Origin of the sequence: Pantoea sp. GD03673, from assembly GCF_029844725.1 — a bacterium.
Taxonomy (GTDB): domain Bacteria; phylum Pseudomonadota; class Gammaproteobacteria; order Enterobacterales; family Enterobacteriaceae; genus Pantoea.
In genome coordinates this window covers 144,738-166,506 of the sequence record NZ_JAOCKJ010000006.1, presented here as the reverse complement: position 1 = coordinate 166,506, position 21,769 = coordinate 144,738, and the positions used below count along the sequence as shown (strand labels likewise).

Annotated in this window: 20 protein-coding genes and 1 other RNA gene; 16 read left to right on the top strand and 5 right to left on the bottom strand. The window is 55.8% G+C overall.

Translation table 11 applies throughout. The features are described from left to right. Positions 1-128: 128 nt before the first annotated feature. The 4 genes from N5J69_RS13225 (at position 129) to N5J69_RS13210 (ending at position 4,287) form a co-directional block, all read left to right on the top strand. Positions 129-350, top strand: a complete 222-nt coding sequence (locus N5J69_RS13225) for a hypothetical protein (RefSeq protein WP_279770897.1) — start codon at positions 129-131, stop codon at positions 348-350. 270 nt (positions 351-620) lie between these two features. Then, positions 621-2,597, top strand: a complete 1,977-nt coding sequence (gene speA / locus N5J69_RS13220) for a biosynthetic arginine decarboxylase (protein WP_279770895.1) — start codon at positions 621-623, stop codon at positions 2,595-2,597. Positions 2,598-2,767: 170 nt separating this feature from the next. Continuing rightward, a complete protein-coding gene (speB, locus tag N5J69_RS13215) occupies positions 2,768-3,688 on the top strand; it encodes an agmatinase (RefSeq protein WP_279770894.1) in 921 nt (306 codons plus the stop codon). 188 nt (positions 3,689-3,876) lie between these two features. Further along, on the top strand, positions 3,877-4,287 hold the full coding sequence (locus N5J69_RS13210) for a YidB family protein (protein ID WP_279770892.1): 411 nt from the start codon (positions 3,877-3,879) through the stop codon (positions 4,285-4,287). Positions 4,288-4,347: 60 nt separating this feature from the next. Here the strand turns inward: N5J69_RS13210 and N5J69_RS13205 are convergent, their stop codons facing one another. Beyond that, entirely contained in the window at positions 4,348-5,103 is a 756-nt protein-coding gene (locus tag N5J69_RS13205; protein ID WP_279770891.1) for a M48 family metallopeptidase, read from the bottom strand. 271 nt (positions 5,104-5,374) lie between these two features. On the opposite strand from N5J69_RS13205, the gene tkt reads away from it, so the two are divergent. The 7 genes from tkt (at position 5,375) to N5J69_RS13170 (ending at position 13,791) form a co-directional block, all read left to right on the top strand. Further along, entirely contained in the window at positions 5,375-7,369 is a 1,995-nt protein-coding gene (tkt, locus tag N5J69_RS13200; protein ID WP_279770890.1) for a transketolase, read from the top strand. Positions 7,370-7,682: 313 nt separating this feature from the next. Then, complete coding sequence (gene epd / locus N5J69_RS13195; protein ID WP_279770888.1) at positions 7,683-8,702, top strand: erythrose-4-phosphate dehydrogenase; 1,020 nt, start codon at positions 7,683-7,685, stop codon at positions 8,700-8,702. Between the two features lie 51 nt (positions 8,703-8,753). Continuing rightward, a complete protein-coding gene (gene pgk / locus N5J69_RS13190; RefSeq protein ID WP_279770886.1) occupies positions 8,754-9,917 on the top strand; it encodes a phosphoglycerate kinase in 1,164 nt (387 codons plus the stop codon). A 105-nt stretch (positions 9,918-10,022) separates the two neighbouring features. Further along, on the top strand, positions 10,023-11,102 hold the full coding sequence (fbaA, locus tag N5J69_RS13185; protein WP_013358958.1) for a class II fructose-bisphosphate aldolase: 1,080 nt from the start codon (positions 10,023-10,025) through the stop codon (positions 11,100-11,102). Positions 11,103-11,294: 192 nt separating this feature from the next. Further along, positions 11,295-12,176 (top strand): small-conductance mechanosensitive channel MscS, encoded by an 882-nt coding sequence (mscS, locus tag N5J69_RS13180; protein WP_279770883.1) that lies wholly within the window; start codon positions 11,295-11,297, stop codon positions 12,174-12,176. A gap of 124 nt (positions 12,177-12,300) precedes the next feature. Continuing rightward, positions 12,301-12,924, top strand: a complete 624-nt coding sequence (gene argO / locus N5J69_RS13175) for an arginine exporter ArgO (RefSeq protein ID WP_279770881.1) — start codon at positions 12,301-12,303, stop codon at positions 12,922-12,924. Between the two features lie 144 nt (positions 12,925-13,068). Next, positions 13,069-13,791: an oxidative stress defense protein gene (locus N5J69_RS13170; protein ID WP_279770879.1), complete on the top strand. Its 723-nt coding sequence runs from the start codon at positions 13,069-13,071 to the stop codon at positions 13,789-13,791. A 32-nt stretch (positions 13,792-13,823) separates the two neighbouring features. Here the strand turns inward: N5J69_RS13170 and N5J69_RS13165 are convergent, their stop codons facing one another. Continuing rightward, positions 13,824-14,729 (bottom strand): LysR family transcriptional regulator ArgP, encoded by a 906-nt coding sequence (locus N5J69_RS13165; protein ID WP_010248822.1) that lies wholly within the window; start codon positions 14,727-14,729, stop codon positions 13,824-13,826. 182 nt (positions 14,730-14,911) lie between these two features. Between N5J69_RS13165 and rpiA the strand changes: the two genes are divergently transcribed. Both rpiA and serA read left to right on the top strand, forming a co-directional pair. Next, positions 14,912-15,571, top strand: a complete 660-nt coding sequence (gene rpiA / locus N5J69_RS13160; RefSeq protein ID WP_279770877.1) for a ribose-5-phosphate isomerase RpiA — start codon at positions 14,912-14,914, stop codon at positions 15,569-15,571. A gap of 279 nt (positions 15,572-15,850) precedes the next feature. Continuing rightward, complete coding sequence (gene serA, locus N5J69_RS13155; protein ID WP_279770874.1) at positions 15,851-17,089, top strand: phosphoglycerate dehydrogenase; 1,239 nt, start codon at positions 15,851-15,853, stop codon at positions 17,087-17,089. A gap of 134 nt (positions 17,090-17,223) precedes the next feature. Here the strand turns inward: serA and N5J69_RS13150 are convergent, their stop codons facing one another. The 3 genes from N5J69_RS13150 to zapA form a co-directional block, all read right to left on the bottom strand. Next, positions 17,224-17,817 (bottom strand): 5-formyltetrahydrofolate cyclo-ligase, encoded by a 594-nt coding sequence (locus N5J69_RS13150; RefSeq protein ID WP_279771214.1) that lies wholly within the window; start codon positions 17,815-17,817, stop codon positions 17,224-17,226. 92 nt (positions 17,818-17,909) lie between these two features. After that, positions 17,910-18,093: non-coding RNA, 6S RNA (gene ssrS / locus N5J69_RS13145), on the bottom strand. A 40-nt stretch (positions 18,094-18,133) separates the two neighbouring features. Continuing rightward, positions 18,134-18,463 carry a cell division protein ZapA gene (gene zapA / locus N5J69_RS13140; RefSeq protein ID WP_008925677.1) on the bottom strand — a complete coding sequence of 110 codons (330 nt, stop codon included), beginning with the start codon at positions 18,461-18,463 and terminating at the stop codon, positions 18,134-18,136. A gap of 170 nt (positions 18,464-18,633) precedes the next feature. Between zapA and N5J69_RS13135 the strand changes: the two genes are divergently transcribed. The 3 genes from N5J69_RS13135 to ubiH are packed head-to-tail and all read left to right on the top strand — an operon-like array spanning position 18,634 to position 21,756. Next, positions 18,634-19,212: a YecA family protein gene (locus tag N5J69_RS13135; protein WP_279770872.1), complete on the top strand. Its 579-nt coding sequence runs from the start codon at positions 18,634-18,636 to the stop codon at positions 19,210-19,212. Positions 19,213-19,258: 46 nt separating this feature from the next. Further along, a complete protein-coding gene (pepP, locus tag N5J69_RS13130; RefSeq protein WP_279770871.1) occupies positions 19,259-20,581 on the top strand; it encodes a Xaa-Pro aminopeptidase in 1,323 nt (440 codons plus the stop codon). Further along, positions 20,578-21,756 carry a 2-octaprenyl-6-methoxyphenyl hydroxylase gene (gene ubiH, locus N5J69_RS13125; protein WP_279770869.1) on the top strand — a complete coding sequence of 393 codons (1,179 nt, stop codon included), beginning with the start codon at positions 20,578-20,580 and terminating at the stop codon, positions 21,754-21,756. Before pepP ends, ubiH begins: the two co-directional genes overlap by 4 nt. Positions 21,757-21,769 lie beyond the last annotated feature (13 nt).

Sequence of the window (21,769 nt, the reverse complement as noted above, 5' to 3'; positions counted from 1 at the left end):
TTCAGCATTTAACCTGTTATCGTTATCGACATAATTTGCTGACACTTCACGCAATTCCCGGATAATCTTTTTGCATTTACCGGCTGTAAACTGTATAAAATGCCGCTGCTTCGATAGCAGCAGCAAGGATGACGCCGCTGTTTGCGTCGCGCCTGTCGGACTCTGATCTGGCTTTCACCCAGGTTGTTTTCCATGTGCCCCTGGCATATGCGGAGGTGATACAAGTAATGAACCACGCTTTTTCTTCTTCCGGTTCTCTGCGCTGCGGCGTGGCGCTGGGTCTCTCCTGCTTCCCATCTGTTTCTCTTTCCTGCCGATGCGGTAATTTTACCGACACAGGCGCCGGCTAATCTTTATCTCTGCCCGATCGGTTTTGTCTCTTCCCTGCGCCCGCGCAGCGGAACGACGCAGATTATCCATGGTCAATACTGATCGGTTAAATGTTCTCTGTTTTAACGGAGATGGCCAGGGTGTTTTACACTTAACTCTCATGCGTGAATCGCGCTGACGGCAACGTCAGGAGAACAGGACAGTGCGTTTAATGTGGCAACAGGTTTTCAGATTAGCGGCCATAAAGCCGGTTAACAGTTTCATCTTTCAACGGAAAATTGAGGTTCGCGATGTCTGACGACATGAAGAATATCAAAGGTTCGTCAGCTGGCGAACAGGGTACACTCCGCTCCATGCAGGAGGTTGCAATGAACGATCAGGATGCGAGCAAAATGTTGCGCACGTACAACATCGCCTGGTGGGGCAACAACTATTACGACGTAAACGAACTGGGCCACATCAGTGTCTGCCCCGATCCGGATCGCCCGGATGTCCGCGTCGATTTAGCCCGCCTGGTGAAAGAGCGCGAAGCACAGGGGCAGCGTCTGCCCGCCTTGTTCTGCTTCCCGCAGATCCTGCAGCATCGTCTGCGCTCGATCAACGCGGCCTTTAAACGTGCGCGTGAGTCCTATGGTTACAAAGGCGACTACTTCCTGGTTTATCCGATTAAAGTTAACCAGCACAAACGCGTCATTGAGTCGCTCATCCACTGCGGCGAGCCGCTGGGACTGGAAGCTGGCTCGAAAGCAGAGCTGATGGCCGTCCTGGCTCATGCCGGACAGACCCGCTCGGTGATCGTCTGTAACGGCTATAAAGACCGCGAATATATTCGTCTGGCACTGATCGGCGAGAAGATGGGTCACAAGGTCTATCTGGTGCTGGAGAAGATGACCGAAGTGCGGCTGGTGCTGGAAGAGGCGGAGCGTCTGAATGTGGTGCCGCGTCTTGGTATCCGTGCGCGTCTGGCTTCACAGGGCTCCGGTAAATGGCAGTCGAGCGGCGGCGAAAAGTCGAAGTTTGGCCTCTCCGCTACCCAGGTGCTGAAACTGGTTGAGATCATGCGTGAAGCGGGTCGCATCGACAGTCTGCAGCTGCTGCACTTCCATCTGGGGTCGCAGATGTCTAACATCCGCGACATCGCGACCGGTGTGCGTGAGTCGGCACGCTTCTACGTTGAACTGGCGAAGCTGGGCGTCAACATCAAGTGTTTCGACGTCGGCGGCGGTCTGGGTGTCGACTACGAAGGAACGCGCTCGCAGTCTGACTGCTCAGTGAACTATGGCCTGAATGAGTACGCCAACAACGTTATCTGGGCGATTGGCGCGGCCTGTGATGAGCACGGTCTTGACCATCCGACGGTGATCACCGAGTCGGGTCGTGCCGTGACCGCGCACCACACGGTGCTGGTCTCCAACATCATCGGCGTGGAACGTAACGAGTTCAGCGAACCCGAAACGCCGGATGTGGATGCACCGCGTCCAATCCTCAGCATGTGGGAAACCTGGCAGGAGATGCACGAGCCGAACACGCGCCGTTCGCTGCGTGAATGGCTGCATGACAGCCAGATGGACCTGTTTGATATCCATACCGGCTACTCGTCCGGCACCTACGATCTCAAGCAGCGCTCCTGGGCTGAACAGCTCTACCTGAGCATCTGTCACTACATTCAGCAGCATCTTGATCCCAGCAACCGTGCGCACCGTCCGATCATCGACGAACTGCAGGAGCGGATGGCGGATAAGATCTACGTTAACTTCTCGCTGTTCCAGTCAATGCCGGATGCGTGGGGTATCGATCAGCTGTTCCCGGTGCTGCCGCTGGAAGGGCTGAACAAGAAGCCGGAGCGCCGTGCCGTGCTGCTCGACATCACCTGTGACTCCGATGGCACCATCGATCACTATGTGGATGGTGACGGTATCGCGACGACCATGCCGATGCCGGAATATGACCTTGATAACCCGCCAATGCTGGGCTTCTTCATGGTCGGTGCTTATCAGGAAATCCTGGGCAACATGCACAACCTGTTCGGTGACACCGAGGCGGTGGATGTCTACGCACGCGAAAATGGTGAAGTAGAAGTGCAGCTTTCTGATGAAGGTGACACCGTGGCAGACATGCTGCGATACGTGCAGCTTGATCCCAACGAGCTGATGGCGCTGTTCCGCAACCAGGTGCAGGCGTCCGATCTCGACGACGAGCTGCGTGCGCAGTTCCTGGAAGAGTTTGAGAGCGGCCTCTACGGATACACCTATTTAGAAGATGAATAATCGGCCGCGGCAGCCCGCAATCGCATATTGCAGTTGCCGTTAACTATGTCGATAATCTGACTCACTCAATCCCTTCCTCGTCGGGCCTAACGACACGGAGGGGATTTTTTTCATCTCAACCTTAATGGCTTGCGGGCCCGGCCCGCTTTACGCACATAGAGAGAGCAATTATGTATAACACGCTTGGCAATCAGTACGACAACTCCCTGGTTTCTAACGCCTTTGGTTTCATGCGTTTTCCGCTGAATTTCCAGCCTTACGACAGCGACGCCGAGTGGGTTATCACCGGTGTGCCGTTTGATGCCGCAACTTCAGGTCGTCCGGGCAGCCGCCTGGGGCCGGGCGCGATTCGCCAGATCTCCACAAATCTGGCCTGGGAAGGCTGCCGCTGGCCGTGGGATTTCGATCTGCGTCAGCGTCTGAACGTTGTCGATTGCGGCGATCTGGTTTACGCCTTCGGCGACTCGCAGGATCTCTCCGACAAATTACAGGCCCATGCGGAAAAACTGCTGGCCAGTGGCAAACGCATGATGACCTTTGGTGGCGATCATTACGTTACGCTGCCCCTGCTGCGCGCCCATGCGAAGCACTTCGGAAAGATGGCGCTGGTTCACTTTGATGCCCATACCGACACCTACTCCAACGGCCCGACGTTTGACCACGGCACCATGTTCTTTACCGCGCCGAAAGAGGGTCTGATCGATCCACAGCACTCCGTGCAGATCGGTATCCGTACCGAATTCGACAAGAGCCTGGGTTTCAACGTGCTGGATGCCGCGCAGGTCAATGACCGCAGCGTTGACGATATTCTTGCTGAAGTGAAACGCACCGTCGGCGATCTGCCGGTTTATCTGACCTTCGACATCGACTGTCTGGATCCGGCCCATGCGCCTGGCACCGGCACGCCGGTCATTGGTGGCCTGACCACAGACAAAGCAACCAAGCTGATTCGTGGCCTGCAGGGCATGAACATTGTCGGTATGGACCTGGTGGAAGTGGCACCAGGCTACGACCATGCAGATTTAACGGCTCTGGCCGCGGCGACGCTGGCGCTGGATATGCTGCATGTACAGGCCGTGAACAAAGGCTAATCTCCGTTCATACGCAGTAAAGCCTGCCGGATCACTCTGGCAGGCTTTGCGCCGCTGACCGATGCGGCGCACTACCCACCACGACGTCCATGCACTTCCTCTCCCCTTGCGACACCTCACGCGCCTCAGGCGTAACCGCCCATTCGCAACTAAACTGACAGATATCAATTCGCAATGTGGAGGCAATCATGGGCTTTCTTGATGAACTGGCGGGCGCGCTGCAGGGCAACCAGAGTGACGGGCATTTGCCCGGACAGCTGCAGGCGGTCTGGCACTGGGTACAGGAGCAGGGCGGCATTGAGGTGCTGCTGCAAAAATTCCAGCAGGGCGGGCTGGGTGAGGTGTTTGGTTCGTGGATTGGCACCGGGACTAATCAGCCGGTAGCACACAGCGATATTCATTCTGCTTTCGGTGACGCGGAGCTGCAGTCACTGGCGGACAAGCTGGGAACAGACGTCAGGGGTGCTGCAGGCACGCTGGCCGTTATCCTGCCGCAGCTGATTGACAGGATGTCACCGCAGGGGCGCATGGATGAAGCGTCACTGCACGAGAACAAGCTCGATTTAGGCTCGATGGTGGACCAGATATTTAAGCGCTAAACCCGGCTGAAATGTCTCATGCGCATCGCCCTGAACCGGGCCATGCGCCTGTGTTAAGCGTTATTTCGCGTCGGCAGCAATGCGATCGCGGATATGCTGAGCGCGTGCTTCTGAAGCAGGGTGGGAGTCAAACATCGAACTCTGACGGCCCTGTTCCAGCTTCGCCAGTTTCTCAAAGCTGGTGACCAGACCCATCGGGTTAATGTTACGCTTCTTCATCAGATCGTAGGAGTAGTCATCAGCCTGTGACTCCTGAGTCTGGGAGAACTGCGCGTTAACCAGTTTTTCGCCCATTTCACCCAGCTGCGACTGCGACAGTGAACCGATTACGCCCCCCACAGAAGCGGCCGCCGTCCGCGCTGCGGTTGTGGCATACGCCAGTTGCATCGCCTTGCGCGTATGGCCTAACGCCACGTGGCCCATCTCATGCCCCAGTACGCCTTCCACTTCGTTATCGGTCATCATATCCATCAGGCCGCTGTAAACGCGGATACAGCCGTTTGCCATCGCCCAGGCGTTGACATCTTTGGTTTGATAAACCTTGTAGTTGGCCGGAACGCCGTTGATGTTATCGCCCAGCGCGGCCGCGATCTTGTTCAGGCGCTGCTGATACTCACTGTTAGCAGGCGCAATCTGATTATCTTTGTCCATCTGTTCACAGGATTTATCGCTCAGTTGCTTAACCTGATCGTCGCTCAGGGTGTAGGCCTGAAACGCCTGCGCACCCGACTGCATCAGCGCATTATTGTCTAAACCCTGACAGCCTGCGAGCAGGGTTGTCAGACCCAGAGCGAACACCATTTTTTTGATCTTCATGCTGTATCCCATCCATAACAAGGTAAGAAAAACAAACACCTGAAACCGGGCCAGGTGAATAAACGATTTGGTTATAGCGTGCCAGTCTGCACTTTGCTAGCAGAGTTGGCCCGAAAAGCCATACGAAGCGGTTACATTTAGCGTTTTACAACATGTACTTTTGCCCCGATTTTCATGTACATTGATGGGCAACTTTTTCCTTGTTTTGCCCGGTAACTCATTAATAACAATAAGTTAAGGTGCGAAGCATTAATCCGACCTGGAGTAGAAAATGCCCTCTCGTAAAGAGCTTGCCAACGCCATTCGTGCGTTAAGTATGGATGCAGTACAGAAAGCGAAATCGGGACATCCGGGTGCCCCAATGGGCATGGCGGACATCGCTGAAGTACTCTGGCGCGGCTACCTGAACCATAACCCAACCAACCCACTGTGGGCTGACCGCGACCGTTTCGTCCTCTCTAACGGTCACGGCTCAATGCTGATCTACAGCCTGCTGCACCTGACCGGCTACGATCTGCCAATGAGCGAACTGGAAAACTTCCGCCAGCTGCACTCTAAAACTCCAGGTCACCCGGAATATGGCTACACCGCAGGTGTTGAAACCACCACCGGTCCGCTGGGGCAGGGCATCGCTAACGCCGTGGGCTTCGCCATTGCTGAGCGCACGCTGGCTGCACAGTTCAACCGTCCGGGTCATGACATCGTAGACCACAACACCTATGTCTTCATGGGTGATGGCTGCATGATGGAAGGTATTTCGCATGAAGTCTGCTCACTCGCCGGTACGCTGAAGCTGGGTAAACTGGTTGCCTTCTATGATGACAACGGTATCTCCATCGACGGTCACATCGATGGCTGGTTCACCGATGACACCGCGAAGCGCTTTGAAGCTTACGGCTGGCACGTGGTGCGCGGCGTTGATGGTCACGATGCGGATGCAATTGCGAAGGCGATCGACGAAGCGAAAAGCGTCAGCGACAAGCCTTCACTGCTGATGTGCAAAACCGTGATCGGCTTTGGTTCACCGAACAAAGCGGGCACCCATGATTCACACGGCGCACCGCTGGGTGATGACGAAGTGGCACTGACCCGCAAACAGCTGGGCTGGAACCACGCACCTTTCGTTATTCCTTCTGAAATCTACGCGGAGTGGGACGCGAAAGAAGCGGGCCAGGCGAAAGAAGCTGCGTGGGATGAGAAATTCGCTGCTTATGCGCAGGCACACCCTGAACTGGCCGCTGAATTCAAACGTCGCGTCAGCAACGAGTTGCCAGCAAACTGGCAGGAAGAGTCGCAGAAGTTCGTTGAGCAGCTGCAGGCGAATCCGGCGAAGATCGCCAGCCGTAAAGCCTCACAGAATGCTATCGAAGCCTTTGGTAAAATTCTGCCAGAGTACCTGGGCGGCTCAGCCGATCTGGCACCGAGCAACCTGACTATCTGGTCTGGCTCTAAACCAATCAACGAAGACGCGGCAGGCAACTACATCCATTACGGCGTGCGTGAGTTTGGTATGACCGCCATCGCTAACGGACTGGCGCTGCATGGCGGCTTCCTGCCTTACACCGCCACCTTCCTGATGTTCGTTGAATATGCGCGTAATGCGGCGCGTATGGCGGCACTGATGAAGATCCGTCAGATCATGGTCTACACCCACGACTCTATCGGTCTGGGCGAAGATGGCCCGACGCACCAGCCGGTTGAACAGATGGCGAGCCTGCGCACCACGCCAAACATGAGCCTGTGGCGTCCGTGTGACCAGGTTGAATCGGCAGTGGCGTGGAAATATGCAATTGAGCGTAAAGATGGCCCGACTGCGCTGATCTTCTCCCGTCAGAACCTGGCGCAGCAGGAACGTGACGCAGCACAGCTGGCTGACGTGGCGCGCGGCGGCTACGTACTGAAAGATTGCGACGGTACGCCTGAGCTGATCCTGATCGCCACCGGTTCAGAAGTTGAACTGGCTGTGGGTGCCTGGGACAAACTCACCAGTGAAGGCCGCAAAGTGCGCGTGGTCTCTATGCCGTCAACGGATGCGTTCGACAAGCAGAGCGATGCGTACCGCGAATCTGTACTGCCGAAAGCGGTCAGCGCTCGCGTCGCTATCGAAGCAGGCATCGCGGATTACTGGTTCAAATACACCGGCCTGAATGGCGCTATCGTGGGCATGACCAGCTTCGGTGAATCAGCACCTGCAGATCAGCTGTTCGAACTGTTTGGCTTCACCGTCGACAACGTTGTCGCGAAAGCGAAAGCGCTGCTGGCGTAAACACCGGCCAGGCGGGAAGGTTCCGTCTGGCAGTACTAAACCCGGGACAAAGTTTTCGTCCCGGGTTCTTATTATTCCTCCAGTAATAACTGACAATAGCCAGAATTTGTGACGCAGATCCAAATTTAAGCAGTCAGATTGATCACAGTCATTCCTGTTATTCCTTCCTTCTATTATTGTGGCTGAACCGTTTCAGTCGCTGCGCAGACCGGCCTGATTTCGGACAATGCCGGGTAAGAATCTCCTGTACAAAATGCAGTGAAACGCTCAGGCTAACGGCACGTTTTTTTCAGTCTGACGTGGCAGGAGAGAAATGACGGTACGGGTAGCGATAAATGGTTTCGGCCGGATTGGACGCAACGTCCTGCGCGCGCTGTATGAAACGGGCCGGCGTGCAGAGATCACCGTGGTCGCAATTAACGAGCTGGCAGAGGCCACCGGTATGGCGCATCTGCTGAAGTACGATACCAGCCATGGCCGTTTTGCTTTCGATGTCCGTCAGGAGCGCGATGTCATGTGGGTGGGTGGCGATACCCTGCGCATTTTGCATCGTGCAGCCATTGCCGACCTGCCGTGGCGTGAACTCGACGTGGATGTGGTGCTGGACTGCACCGGCGTCTATGGTTCACGCGCTGATGGCGAAGCGCATCTGCAGGCTGGTGCCCGAAAAGTGCTGTTCTCCCATCCCGGCGGCAACGATCTCGACGCCACGGTGGTGTATGGCGTTAACCAGCAGGCACTGACCGCCAGCGACTGCATCGTTTCCAACGCGTCCTGTACGACGAACTGCATTATTCCGGTGATTAAGCTTCTGGACGATGCGTATGGAATCGAATCCGGCACCGTCACCACGATCCACTCGGCGATGCACGATCAGCAGGTGATCGACGCCTATCACAGCGATCTGCGCCGCACGCGCGCTGCCAGTCAGTCGATCATCCCGGTGGATACGCGTCTGGCGGCAGGCATTACCCGTATTTTTCCGAAATTCAACGATCGCTTTGAGGCGATAGCCGTTCGCGTCCCGACCATCAACGTGACGGCCATTGATCTCAGCGTTTCTGTGCATAACGCCGTGTCAGCGTGTGACGTTAACACCCTGTTGCGAAGCGCGGCAGAAGGGGCATTTCGTGGTATAGTTGACTATACGGAATTACCGTTAGTCTCAGTCGATTTTAACCATGATCCGCACAGTGCCATTGTGGATGGAACACAAACGCGGGTCAGCGGTCAACACCTTATCAAGACCCTGGTCTGGTGTGACAACGAATGGGGCTTTGCTAACCGAATGCTCGACACGACGTTAGCGATGGCCGCAAGCGGTTTCAGGTAAGACGCGGTTTGCGTCTGGCAAAACTTATGAGAATCAACGAGAGGGTTCACCATGTCTGTAATTAAGATGACCGATCTGGATCTGGCTGGCAAACGCGTTCTGATCCGTGCCGATCTGAACGTTCCGGTTAAAGAAGGTAAAGTGACGTCTGATGCACGTATCCGTGCTTCTCTGCCAACCATTGAAGCGGCGTTGAAACAGGGCGCGAAAGTGATGGTTACCTCTCACCTGGGTCGTCCGACTGAAGGTGAATACAACGAAGAGTTCTCGCTGCTGCCGGTAGTTAACTACCTGAAAGAGAAGCTGAGCGGCACCAATGTGACCCTGGCTAAAGATTACCTCGATGGCGTTGACGTCGGCGCGGGCGAACTGGTTGTGCTGGAAAACGTTCGCTTTAACAAAGGCGAAAAGAAAGACGACGAAGCGCTGTCTAAAAAATATGCTGCGCTGTGCGACGTATTCGTGATGGACGCCTTTGGTACTGCGCACCGTGCGCAGGCGTCGACCCACGGCGTGGGCAAATTCGCCCCTATCGCCTGTGCAGGTCCGCTGCTTTCTGCCGAACTGGAAGCGCTGGGTAAAGTCATGAGCAATCCTGAGCGTCCGCTGGTGGCTGTCGTCGGCGGTTCTAAAGTCTCAACCAAATTTGACGTGCTGCAGTCACTGGTCAAAATCGCGGACACCGTGATTGTGGGCGGCGGCATTGCCAACACCTTCGTGGCTATCGACAACAAAGTCGGTAAATCACTTTATGAGCCAGACTTCGTTGAAGCGGCCAAAGGCCTGCGCGACCAGCACGGTATCCCGGTTCCGACTGACTCACGTGTCGGCACAGAATTCTCTGAAACTGCGCCAGCGACCGTGAAAAAGGTTTCGGAAGTCGCAGATAACGAAGAGATTATGGACTTTGGCGATGAAACTGCGCAGGCCATGGCAGCCATTCTGAAGGACGCTAAAACCATCCTGTGGAACGGCCCGGTGGGCGTGTTTGAGTTCCCTAACTTCCGTAAAGGCACTGAGATCGTGGCTAACGCCATTGCAGACAGCGATGCCTTCTCTGTTGCTGGCGGCGGCGATACCTTAGCGGCTATCGACCTGTTCGGCATTGAAGACAAAATTTCCTACATCTCTACCGGCGGCGGCGCGTTCCTTGAGTTCGTGGAAGGCAAAAAACTGCCTGCAGTTGCTATGCTGGAAGAGCGTGCGAAGCAGTAATCCTTTGGGGGCGATGCCTGGTGGCATCGCCTGAAGTCTTGCCCGTCTGGGCGTTTAAATCGGGGTTCCTCAAGGGGAACAACGGTCACGAAACAGGACACAATCATGTCTAAAATTTTTGATTTCGTAAAACCCGGCGTCGTCACTGGTGATGACGTTCAGAAGATCTTCAAAGTTGCGAAAGAGAACAAATTCGCACTGCCAGCCGTAAACTGCGTCGGCACCGACTCTATCAATGCCGCACTGGAAGCCGCTGCGAAAGTTAAAGCGCCAATCATCATCCAGTTCTCTAACGGCGGTGCCGCCTTTATCGCAGGTAAAGGCTTCAAAACTGACAAGCCACAGGGCGCGGCCATTTTCGGCGCTATCGCAGGTGCACACCATGTTCACCTGATGGCTGAGCAGTATGGCGTGCCGGTTATCCTGCACACCGACCACTGTGCCAAGAAACTGCTGCCATGGATCGACGGTCTGCTGGACGCAGGTGAAGAATACTTCCAGAAAAACGGTAAGCCGCTGTTCTCTTCTCACATGATCGACCTGTCAGAAGAGTCTCTGGAAGAGAACATCGAGATCAGCAGCAAATACCTGGCGCGCATGGCGAAACTCGACATGACCCTGGAAATCGAACTGGGCTGCACAGGCGGTGAAGAAGATGGCGTGGACAACAGCCATATGGACGCGTCTGCACTTTACACCCAGCCAGAAGATGTGAACTACGCGTACGAAAAACTGCATGCTATCAGCCCGCGCTTCACCATTGCGGCCTCATTCGGTAACGTGCACGGCGTTTACAAGCCAGGTAACGTGAAACTGACCCCAACCATTCTGCGTGATTCGCAGAAATATGTGTGTGAAAAACATGGCCTGCCGCACAACGCGCTGGACTTCGTTTTCCACGGCGGTTCAGGTTCTTCAGCTGCAGAAATCGAAGAGTCTATCAGCTACGGCGTGATCAAGATGAACATCGATACCGACACCCAGTGGGCAACCTGGGATGGCATCCTGCAGTACTACAAAAAGAACGAAGGCTATCTGCAGTCGCAGCTGGGTAACCCGGAAGGCGACGACAAGCCAAACAAAAAATACTACGACCCACGCGTCTGGCTGCGTTCTGCGCAGGCCTCAATGGTCGTGCGTCTGGAGCAGGCTTTCAAAGAGCTTAACGCTGTCGACGTTCTGTAACTGATTCGTGGTTACTGTACAAAAAAGGCCCGAAAGGGCCTTTTTTTATGCATCATTTCCGGAAATCGGGGGCTTAAACGCCGGGCAGTTTGGCGATTCAGCTCATAATTGATTACCCTTGGTAGCAGGGTGTCGGATTACATCTGGCAGTTTTTTCATTCCCCGGTGGGAATCTAACAACAGGGCTTATTAATGGAAGAGTTACACGTCGTCGACGGCATCAATAACGCAGGCAACTGGCTGATACGCAATCAGGCACTGATCCTCAGCTATGCGGTTAATATCGTTGCCGCTATCGCCATCATTATTGTCGGGATGATTATCGCCCGCATTATCTCTAACACGGTCAACCGCCTGTTACGCGCCCGTCATATTGACGCGACGGTAGCGGATTTCCTCTCTGCACTGGTGCGCTACGGCGTTATCGCCTTTACCATTATCGCCGCGCTGGGACGTATTGGGGTGCAGACGGCGTCGGTGATTGCCGTGCTGGGTGCCGCCGGTCTTGCTGTGGGTCTGGCCTTACAGGGGTCGCTTTCAAACCTGGCCGCAGGCGTACTGCTGGTCACATTCCGTCCGTTCCGTACCGGCGAGTTTGTTGACCTGGGTGGCGTGATGGGAACCGTGCTGCATGTGCAGATTTTTTCCACCACACTCAGAACGGCTGATGGCAAATTCGTTGTGGTGCCAAACGGCAAGATTATCAGCGGAAACATCGTCAACTTCTCGCGTGAGCCGGTTCGCCGCAATGAATTTATCATTGGCGTCGCCTATGAAGCCGATGTGGATGAAGTGATCGCCTTACTGAAGCAGGTTGTTGAAGCCGACAGCCGCGTACTGAAAGAGAAGGGCATTCAGATCGGTCTTAACGAACTGGCCGCGTCTTCAATGAACTTTGTGGTGCGCTGCTGGAGCAACAGTGGAGACCTGCAGGACGTTTACTGGGACCTGCTGAAGAACTTCAAGCGTACGCTGGATTCAAAAGGCATTGGCATTCCTTTCCCGCAGATGGATGTGCATCTGCATCAGAAATCCGCGCCTGAAGCCGCAGAGACGCAGGTTCAGCCGCAGTAATCAGTCGATGGGCGGCGTCTGTCGCCCATTAATTTCTCTAATCGCAGATTAATTCTTTCAATTTCCGCTAATCATCCCCTCTCTTTATACTTCTCCACATCTGACCATGTGAGGACGTAATCCTGTGTTATCTCTCTACTTTCAGGGGCTTGCCCTGGGTGCTGCACTGATCCTGCCGCTGGGGCCGCAGAACGCTTTTGTGATGAATCAGGGCGTGAAGCGTCACTATCATCTGATGACGGCGGCACTCTGTTCGCTGAGCGATATTCTGCTGATATGCGGCGGCATCTTTGGCGGCAGCGCGTTGCTGAGCCAGTCTCCTCTGCTGCTGATGGTGATCACCTGGGCGGGCGTGGCGTTTCTGCTCTGGTATGGCTGGGGTGCGCTTCAAAGTGCGTACCGGGGGGACGCCGATATGGCGGATGGCGAGCCGTTAAAGCAGAGCAGGGGGCGTATTATCGCGACGCTGCTGGCGGTAACCTGGCTCAATCCGCACGTCTATCTCGACACCTTTGTGGTGCTGGGCAGTCTGGGCGGTCAGTTGCCGACCACCACGGCACGTCAGTGGTTCGCGCTGGGTACCATCAGCGCATCGATCCTCTGGTTCTTCGGTCTGGCGCTGCTGGCCGCGTGGCTGTCACCGCGCCTGCGCACTGCGAAAGCACAGCGCATAATCAACCTTCTGGTCGGCGCGGTAATGTGGTTTATCGCTTTGCAGCTGGCGCGCCAGGGCATGACGGGTTTTTGATCTCAGCCCTGATCCATCGCGGTAATTGCCGCGCTGCGGGCGAACTTTTGCCATAATGACCACTCAAAGCATGGCGCATACCGATGCGCTGTCGGGCTTCGCCGGTTGGAAGCCGTCATAGTGACCTTTTCAAGGAGGACTTTCATGAAACTGAAAGCATTGGCTCTGGCCGCAATCATGAGCGCCGGGGCATTGCCTGGCGTACACGCTGATGAGTTACCCAACGGACCGCACGTGGTGACCTCAGGCAAGGCAACGGTCGATGCCCGTCCTGATATCGCGACGATCTCTATCGTGGTGAACGTGTCGTCGAAAGATGCCGCAGATGCGAAAAAGCAGGCGGATAGCCGGGTTGCGCAATATTTCGATTTTCTGCAGAAAAACGGTATCGAGAAGAAAGATATCGATGCGGCTAACCTGAGCACGCAGCCAGAGTACGATTACACCAAAGAGGGTAAATCGGTCCTGAAAGGCTACCGTGCAGTGCGTCAGGTTCAGGTAACCCTGCGCCAGCTGGACAAGCTGAATGACCTGCTGGATGGGGCGCTGAAGTCAGGTCTGAATGAGGTGCGTAGCGTTGAATTGGGCGTGGCAAACCCGGAAAGCTACAAAGATCAGGCGCGTAAAGCGGCGATTAAAAACGCCACCCAGCAGGCATCTCAGCTGGCTGAAGGCTTCAATGCGAAGCTGGGATCGATCTACAGCATCCGTTATCAGGTCGCCAACTATCAGCCGATGCCTATGAACCGCATGTATAAAGCGGCTGCGGCAGCAGATACTTCGGCGCAGGAGACCTACGATCAGCAGAGCATCAACTTTGACGATCAGGTTGATGTGGTGTTTGAGCTTAAGCCCAACACGCCATAATGCAAAACGGGGCTTTCGCCCCGTTTTTGTTTTCAGGCCGCGACATCATCCTGACGCAGAACCCGATGGCCATGCGCAATCAGCGCATCGGTCACCCGACGCATTAACCGGCTTTCCGGTGCAAACCGATGCCAGTAGAGCATCCGGCGCTGACACAGCCCCGGCGTCAAATCGATTAACTCTCCGCTCGCCAGCTCACGCTCAATCTGCAGATGCGGGATCATACAGCAGGTCGAACCCTGTCGTGCCATCTGCACAAAGGCTTCAGAGGAGTTCACGATGTGGCAGGGGACGCTGCCCGGAGAGAGGTCAAAGTTCTGCTGCAGGAAGGCCTGATGCATGTCATCCAGGTGGTCAAACGCCACCGCAGGCGCTTTCAGCAGGGCAGAGCGGGTAACGCCGTTTGGGAAGAACCGGTCGGCAAAATCGCGTGACGCCACAAACAGATAGTCGAGCGCGCCGAGCTGATCCACGAGGCAGCTCGGCAGCGGCTGCGGCTGAATACTCACCGCACCCACCACTTCACCCCGACGCAGACGCTCCTGCGTGCGGGTTTCATCCTCAACCTGCAGATTCAGACGCACCGGTGAGTCTGCCAGCACATCTTTCAGTGCGGGCAGCAGCCAGGTCGCCAGACTGTCCGCATTGACCGCCAGCGACAGCAGCAGCGGCGTCGTCCCACTGTTCTCATCGCCCAGCCACTCCTCTTCCAGCAGTTCCACCTGATGCAGTAACGCCAGCAGTTTTTGCCCCTGTTCGGTCGGACGCGGCGGCACGGTGCGCACCAGCAGCGGCTGACCAAACAGGTTCTCCAGCTGCTTGATACGCTGTGAAACTGCCGACTGGGTGATACACAGCTTTTGTGCGGCACGCTCAAACCCGCGTTCGCGGATCACTGAATCCAGCGCCTGAAGCGTTCGATAATCCGGGCGTTTCATTGTTCTTTTCTCTCCTTCAGGGTGGACGTCACTATGCCACAAAAGTATCACCTGTGATGGCTCTCTTGTTTTTTGTGGGCTGGCTTCCAAAGCGATAAATCCACATCGGTCAGCCGAGCATTTTCAGCAAGCCTTGTTTTATACTACGCGCACTTCGTTGTCGCACAGGTTTTAAACATACCATGACCCAGGATGAACTGAAAAAAGCCGTTGGCTGGGCTGCACTTGACTACGTGCAGCCGGGCACCGTTGTTGGCGTAGGCACCGGATCCACGGCTGCCCACTTTATTGATGCGCTTGCCACGGTCAGGCATCAGATCGAAGGTGCCGTCTCCAGCTCAGATGCCTCTACCCAGAAGCTGAAAAGCCTGGGCATTCAGGTGTTCGACCTGAACGAGATTGACGAGCTGTCGGTGTACGTTGACGGCGCGGATGAGATCAATCCACAGATGCAGATGATCAAAGGCGGTGGGGCAGCGCTGACGCGTGAAAAAATTGTGGCCGCGGTAGCCAGGACCTTTATCTGTATCGCTGACGCCTCAAAAGAGGTGGATGTACTGGGTCGGTTCCCGCTGCCTGTGGAAGTGATTCCCATGGCGCGGAGTTACGTGGCGCGTGAGCTGGTGAAAATGGGTGGCCTGCCTGAGTATCGTCAGAACGTGGTCACGGATAACGGCAACATTATTCTCGATGTGCATAATCTGCGTATTCTCGATCCCATCGAGCTGGAAAAAGCCATCAATGCGCTGCCTGGCGTGGTCACCGTTGGCCTGTTTGCCGCGCGCGGAGCCGATATCGCATTGATCGGCGGACCAGATGGCGTGAAAACCATCAAAAAATGATCTGTCCGGCGTCGGGGCGGCGCCGGTTATTTCTGCCTGCAAATCATCTTTTCTCGCGTCGGTGAAATTTGGTGACTTATGTCACATAAGCGTCATCGGCAGCGGGTTCATTCTCTCTTATTTACCGACTTCACGATTTTGTCCGGCAATGTGCGGTTGCCAGCCGTTGCCGTGCTGGCTGCCGGGCAATCGTTTGTATTGCCGGACGCGATTTTTTTGATATTTTGACAGAAGGCTGGCTTATGGTAGTCCTCATTGAATGCTGAATAGGATCGGGAAATGGCAAAGGTATCACTGGAAAAAGATAAGATTAAGTTCCTGCTGGTGGAAGGTGTCCATCAGAGCGCGCTGGAGAACCTGCGGGCTGCAGGCTATACCAACATCGAATTCCACAAGGGCGCACTGGACTCCGACGCGTTAAAAGCATCAATCCGCGATGCGCACTTCATTGGTATCCGTTCCCGCTCCCAGCTCACTGAAGAGATTTTTGCGGCGGCCGAAAAGCTGGTCGCCGTTGGCTGTTTCTGTATCGGTACTAACCAGGTTGATCTGCAGGCGGCTGCCAGCCGGGGTATCCCGGTATTTAATGCGCCGTTCTCTAACACCCGTTCGGTGGCTGAGCTGGTCATTGGCGAGATGCTGCTGATGCTGCGTGGCATCCCGGAAGCGAATGCGAAAGCACACCGTGGCATCTGGAATAAAAATGCCAAAGGCTCATTTGAAGCGCGTGGCAAAAAGCTGGGTATCATCGGCTACGGTCATATCGGGATGCAGCTGGGCGTCCTGGCAGAAAGCCTGGGCATGCATGTCTTCTTCTACGACATTGAAAATAAGCTGCCGCTGGGTAATGCCACGCAGGTACGTCATATGGCAGATTTGCTCAACATGAGCGACGTTGTCAGCCTGCACGTCCCTGAAACCGTCTCTACACAGAATATGATGGGTGCAGAGCAGCTGGCGCAGATGAAGCCTGGTGCGCTGCTGATTAACGCCTCACGCGGTACGGTAGTGGATATCCCGGCGCTGTGTGATGCGCTGGCCAGTAAGCATGTCGGTGGCGCTGCCATCGACGTCTTCCCGGTCGAACCGGCGACTAACAGCGATCCCTTTATCTCTCCGCTCAGTGAGTTCGACAACGTGATCCTGACGCCACACATTGGCGGGTCGACGGAAGAAGCGCAGGAGAATATCGGGATTGAAGTCGCAGGCAAGCTGGCGAAATATTCCGATAACGGTTCAACCCTGTCAGCGGTGAATTTCCCGGAAGTGTCGTTGCCGATTCACGGTATCAGTGCCAGTCGTCTGCTGCACATCCATGAGAACCGTCCCGGCGTGCTGACGGCCATCAACCAGATTTTTGCTGAGCAGGGCATCAACATCGCCGCCCAGTATCTGCAAACCTCGCCGTTTATGGGCTATGTGGTCATCGATATTGATGCAGAGCCAGAAGTGGCTGAGAACGCGCTGCAGCTGATGAAAGCCATTCCGGGCACCATCCGCGCCCGTCTGCTTTACTAAGCGGATCGTTACAGCCTGTAGCGTTTAGTGGCGCTACAGGCTATTGAGACACCTGAATCTGATAAATCTCACCGCTAACAGGGCAGCAATGCCAGTAATCTCAGGCGCTTCACTGCGCCTGTTTCTTAACACTTCTACTCCCACTGCCAGAGTTTTGACGGTGTCATCACCGCAGGCAAAGGCACATCCCATTCCGCCACCGGCAGTGTATCAACCTGCTGACAGTCGTGTGCCAGACCGACGGGCAAAAAACCGTGCTGTCGCCAGTTCTGCAGGGTCCGATCGTAGAAACCGCCGCCCATCCCCAGTCGCTGCCCCTGCTGATCAAACGCCACCAGCGGCACCATCATCAGATCCAGCTGATCAAGCGTGATCAACTGCCGGATATCGAGCATCGGTTCGGGAATGCGAAGTTTATTCAGGCGCAATGGCGTTTCGGGCGAGTAGCGCAAAAACAGCAGATTACCGGGGGAGAAAGGATGTAAAACCGGCAGATAGACCGCTTTCTTAAGGTGCCAGAGCCGGGCGATCAGCGGGCGGGTATTCAGCTCCCCATCAACCGATAAAAACAGAGCAATAGTGCGTGCGGCTGAGAGCGGGGCGTAGTTAAGGGCAAGTTCAGCGAGTTGCTCAGCCGCCTGGGCCTGCTGCTCATCCGTCATCGCACGACGAAGATGACGTACCTGCTGACGAATCGCCTGACGCTGTAACATTGAAGGTGCTGATATGGAAGGTTCAGACATGATTTCCCCGCCGGATTAGCCGCTGATAAGCGACTATAACATGTCGGTCCGGGGAGTGAAGCAGGACTGCAGAAAGGGAGATCTCCGAGATGCCGCCGTAGGCTGTAACCCTTGAACCCTTGGTTCAAGGTGAACATGCCGTCGTAACCATCAGGCTTCTCGGACGAACCGAGCATGCACACAGGTTACAGAGCGTCACATTCTGTTTTTTCGAAATATCGGCTCAGGGGACTGGCCCACATGCAAACATCTCAGAGAAAATTTACCTCACCGTTACTTTGACTGTAGCAACCATGAAGTTTTATTCGAACTTCGCACCCTCACGCTCAGAGATGCGACCTTGCTCAACCAGTGCCTGTTCAATTGTCTGCTGCAGCATACGAATGCGCTGTTCCATATTAGCAGCATAATCGCGCGTTTTCACTTTCTCTTGCGCCAGCTCGTGGCAGACGTTTAACGCGGCGATGAACACCAGTTGTTCTGTATTTGTGACTCTAGTGCGAACTTTTAGATCTTGCAACCGTTGATTGAGATCTTCAGCCGCACTATTGAGCGCATCTTGCTGCTCTGGCGGACAATTCACTCTCAACGAACGACCAAAAATTTGTAAATCTACCGGTTGTGCAGACATGCCACCTTCCTGACTGATTACTTCGCTCGCAACTCCCTTAGCAGTCAATGGCTTGGGAGGCGGGCAACTATATAGACCCACGAAATAAGATACAACCCCTTTTCTGGAAACCTTGAGGCAGCTAGTGGTAGCATAACACGAACTTATTCTGCCAACGACGATGAAAACTTATGTCCTTACAGAACGCAACCCCCGATTACAACGCGCTCGCGGCAGTGCTTTCACAGCAGGGCGTTGGAATGACGCCCGCAGAAATGCACGGCCTGCTGAGCGGGATCCTTTGCGGCGGCAACCAGGACACCAGCTGGAAAACGCTGGTACACGATCTGGCTAACGAAGGCATGGCGTTTTCACACACTCTTGCTGTGCCGCTGGCGGCGCTGCATGAGCATACGGCGACCACGCTGGAAGATGACGGCTTCCTGTTCCAGCTGCTGCTGCCTGCTGACGATGACATCACCGTATTTGACCGTGCGGATGCGCTGGCGGGCTGGGTTAACCATTTTCTGCTCGGCCTGGGCGTCACACAGCCTAAACTGGATAAAGTCACCGGCGAAACCGGCGAAGCAATCGACGATCTGCGTACTATCGCACAGCTCGGTTACGAAGAAGATGAAGACCAGGAAGAGCTGGAGCAGTCGCTGGAAGAGGTGATTGAATATGTGCGCGTGGCCGCACTGCTCTGCCACGATACGTTTACCCGGCCGCAGCCTACCGCGCCAGAAGTGCAAAAACCGACGCTACACTAAGTTCAGGTCAACGAGTCTAACCGGTCAGTTTACAGGGAGTGCAGAGATGATTTCACTGGAACGATTCCTGCAGCGTCGTCAGGCGCTGCTGGCGAAGATGGTGCCAGGCAGTGCAGCGTTAATCTTTGCTGCGCCTGAAGTGACGCGCAGCAATGACACCGAATATCCGTTCCGCCAGAGCAGCGACTTCTGGTATTTCACCGGTTTCAATGAGCCACACGCACTACTGGTGCTGATCAAAAGCGATGAAAATCACAACCACAGCGTGCTGTTTAACCGCGTGCGTGACCCGGCAGCGGAAGTCTGGTCTGGCCGTCGGCTGGGCCAGGAGGCGGCCCCAGACAAACTCGGTGTTGATCGCGCCTTGCCCTGGAACGATATCGGTGAACAGCTCCACCTGCTGCTGAATGGCCTGGATGTGATTTACCATGCGCAGGGCGAATACGCCCATGCGGATACGCTGGTGTTCAGCGCGATGGATACGCTGCGTCGCGGTTTTCGCCAGAATCTCAGTGCGCCTGCCACCGTCACCGACTGGCGTCCGTGGGTGCATGAGATGCGCCTGTTTAAAGATGCGGATGAGATGGCGCTGTTACGCCGCGCCGGGGAAATCAGCGCACTGGCGCATACCCGCGCTATGCAAGCCTGCCAGCCCGGCATGTTCGAGTACCAGCTTGAAGGGGAGATTCATCACGAATTTACCCGCCATGGCGCGCGTTATCCCTCCTACAACACTATCGTGGGGGCCGGAGAGAACGGCTGCATTCTGCACTACACCGAAAACGAAAGTGAAATGCGGGATGGCGAACTGGTGCTGATCGATGCAGGCTGTGAATTCCACGGCTACGCGGGCGATATCACCCGTACCTTCCCGGTTAACGGCAAATTCAGTCCGGCACAGCGTGCGATTTATGACATCGTGCTGGCTTCACTGAACCGGGCGCTTGCGCTGTTCCGGCCCGGCATCAGCATTCGTGAAGTGAATGATGAAGTGGTGCGCATTATGGTCACCGGCCTGGTGGAGCTGGGCATTCTGGAAGGCGACGTTGATACCCTGATCGCTGAAGATGCGCATCGTCAGTTCTACATGCATGGCCTGGGGCACTGGCTGGGGCTGGATGTGCACGACGTTGGCCACTACGGCACGCCGAGCCGCGACCGGATTCTGGAACCGGGCATGGTGTTAACTGTTGAGCCGGGTCTTTATATCGGACCGGATGCGGACGTTCCCGCGCAGTATCGCGGCATTGGCGTCCGTATTGAAGATGACATTGTGATCACTGAAGCGGGCATCGAAAATCTCACCGACAGCGTGGTGAAAGAGCCCGATGCAATCGAGGCACTGATGGCGGCGGCAAAACAGGCATGACGATTCTGATTGCCGGAGGCGGCATGACCGGGGCGACGCTGGCGCTGGCGATCTCCCATCTCACCCAGGGCACCCTGCCGGTGACGCTGATTGAAAGCAGTGAGCCCGGTAGCCGGGCGCATCCCGGTTTCGATGGCCGTGCGATTGCGCTCTCTGCCGGCACCTGCCAGCAGCTGGCGGACATCAACCTGTGGCAGCGCATCGCCAGTTGTGCCACGCCGATTACCGACATCCATGTGTCCGATCGCGGTCACGCTGGCTTTGTGTCGCTGGCGGCGGCTGATTACGCGATTCCGGCGCTGGGACAGGTTGTTGAGCTGTTTGATGTCGGCCAGCGCCTGTTTGCTGAGCTGAAAAAAGCGCCAGGCGTAACCCTGCGGTGTCCGGCGCGGGTCACCCAGGCAAGCCGCAGTGAAGAGCAGGTTGAAGTCACGCTGGACAGGGGTGAAAAACTCAGCGGCAAACTGCTGGTGGCCGCAGATGGCACGCGCTCTGCCCTGGCCGCCTCGTGCGGCATTCAGTGGCAACGGGATGACTATCAGCAGCTCGCGGTAATAGCCAATGTTTCCACCGCGCTGCCTCATCAGGGCCGCGCCTTTGAACGTTTTACCGGGCATGGCCCGCTGGCGCTGCTGCCCATGTCCGGCAACCGTCTGTCGCTGGTCTGGTGCCATCCACTCTCGCAGCGTGAGCAGATAGAGAAGTGGAGCGAGGCTGAATTCCTCAGCCAGTTGCAGCGTGCATTCGGCTGGCGACTGGGCAAATTCACGCATACCGGCCAGCGTGAATATTATCCGCTGGCGCTGCAGCAGGCGACGACGCCAGTAACGCATCGCGTTGCCGTGGTGGGTAACGCGGCGCAGACGCTGCATCCGATTGCCGGACAGGGTTTTAACCTGGGTCTGCGCGATGTGATGTCGCTGGCTGAAACCCTGGCCGCCGCCCATCGGCAGCAGCAGGACCCCGGCAGCTATGCGGTGCTGAACGACTATCAGCAGCGGCGTCAGCCCGATCGTGCGGCGACCATCGGTATCACCGACGGACTGGTTCGCGTCTTTGCGAATCACTATGGTCCGCTGGTGGCAGGGCGTAACCTGGGCCTGCTGGCGATGGATCATCTGCCGTGGCTACGAAATCAACTGGCTGAGCGCACGCTTGGCTGGGTTAAGCGTTAATAAAGAGGCTCAG

Bases quoted from the DNA above. Each gene is read 5' to 3' on its own strand.
- N5J69_RS13225 (WP_279770897.1), top strand. From the start codon at position 129: ATGACGCCGCTGTTTGCGTCGCGCCTGTCGGACTCTGATCTGGCTTTC.
- speA (WP_279770895.1), top strand. From the start codon at position 621: ATGTCTGACGACATGAAGAATATCAAAGGTTCGTCAGCTGGCGAACAG.
- speB (WP_279770894.1), top strand. From the start codon at position 2,768: ATGTATAACACGCTTGGCAATCAGTACGACAACTCCCTGGTTTCTAAC.
- N5J69_RS13210 (WP_279770892.1), top strand. From the start codon at position 3,877: ATGGGCTTTCTTGATGAACTGGCGGGCGCGCTGCAGGGCAACCAGAGT.
- N5J69_RS13205 (WP_279770891.1), bottom strand. From the start codon at position 5,103: ATGAAGATCAAAAAAATGGTGTTCGCTCTGGGTCTGACAACCCTGCTC.
- tkt (WP_279770890.1), top strand. From the start codon at position 5,375: ATGCCCTCTCGTAAAGAGCTTGCCAACGCCATTCGTGCGTTAAGTATG.
- epd (WP_279770888.1), top strand. From the start codon at position 7,683: ATGACGGTACGGGTAGCGATAAATGGTTTCGGCCGGATTGGACGCAAC.
- pgk (WP_279770886.1), top strand. From the start codon at position 8,754: ATGTCTGTAATTAAGATGACCGATCTGGATCTGGCTGGCAAACGCGTT.
- fbaA (WP_013358958.1), top strand. From the start codon at position 10,023: ATGTCTAAAATTTTTGATTTCGTAAAACCCGGCGTCGTCACTGGTGAT.
- mscS (WP_279770883.1), top strand. From the start codon at position 11,295: ATGGAAGAGTTACACGTCGTCGACGGCATCAATAACGCAGGCAACTGG.
- N5J69_RS13170 (WP_279770879.1), top strand. From the start codon at position 13,069: ATGAAACTGAAAGCATTGGCTCTGGCCGCAATCATGAGCGCCGGGGCA.
- N5J69_RS13165 (WP_010248822.1), bottom strand. From the start codon at position 14,729: ATGAAACGCCCGGATTATCGAACGCTTCAGGCGCTGGATTCAGTGATC.
- rpiA (WP_279770877.1), top strand. From the start codon at position 14,912: ATGACCCAGGATGAACTGAAAAAAGCCGTTGGCTGGGCTGCACTTGAC.
- serA (WP_279770874.1), top strand. From the start codon at position 15,851: ATGGCAAAGGTATCACTGGAAAAAGATAAGATTAAGTTCCTGCTGGTG.
- zapA (WP_008925677.1), bottom strand. From the start codon at position 18,463: ATGTCTGCACAACCGGTAGATTTACAAATTTTTGGTCGTTCGTTGAGA.
- N5J69_RS13135 (WP_279770872.1), top strand. From the start codon at position 18,634: ATGTCCTTACAGAACGCAACCCCCGATTACAACGCGCTCGCGGCAGTG.
- pepP (WP_279770871.1), top strand. From the start codon at position 19,259: ATGATTTCACTGGAACGATTCCTGCAGCGTCGTCAGGCGCTGCTGGCG.
- ubiH (WP_279770869.1), top strand. From the start codon at position 20,578: ATGACGATTCTGATTGCCGGAGGCGGCATGACCGGGGCGACGCTGGCG.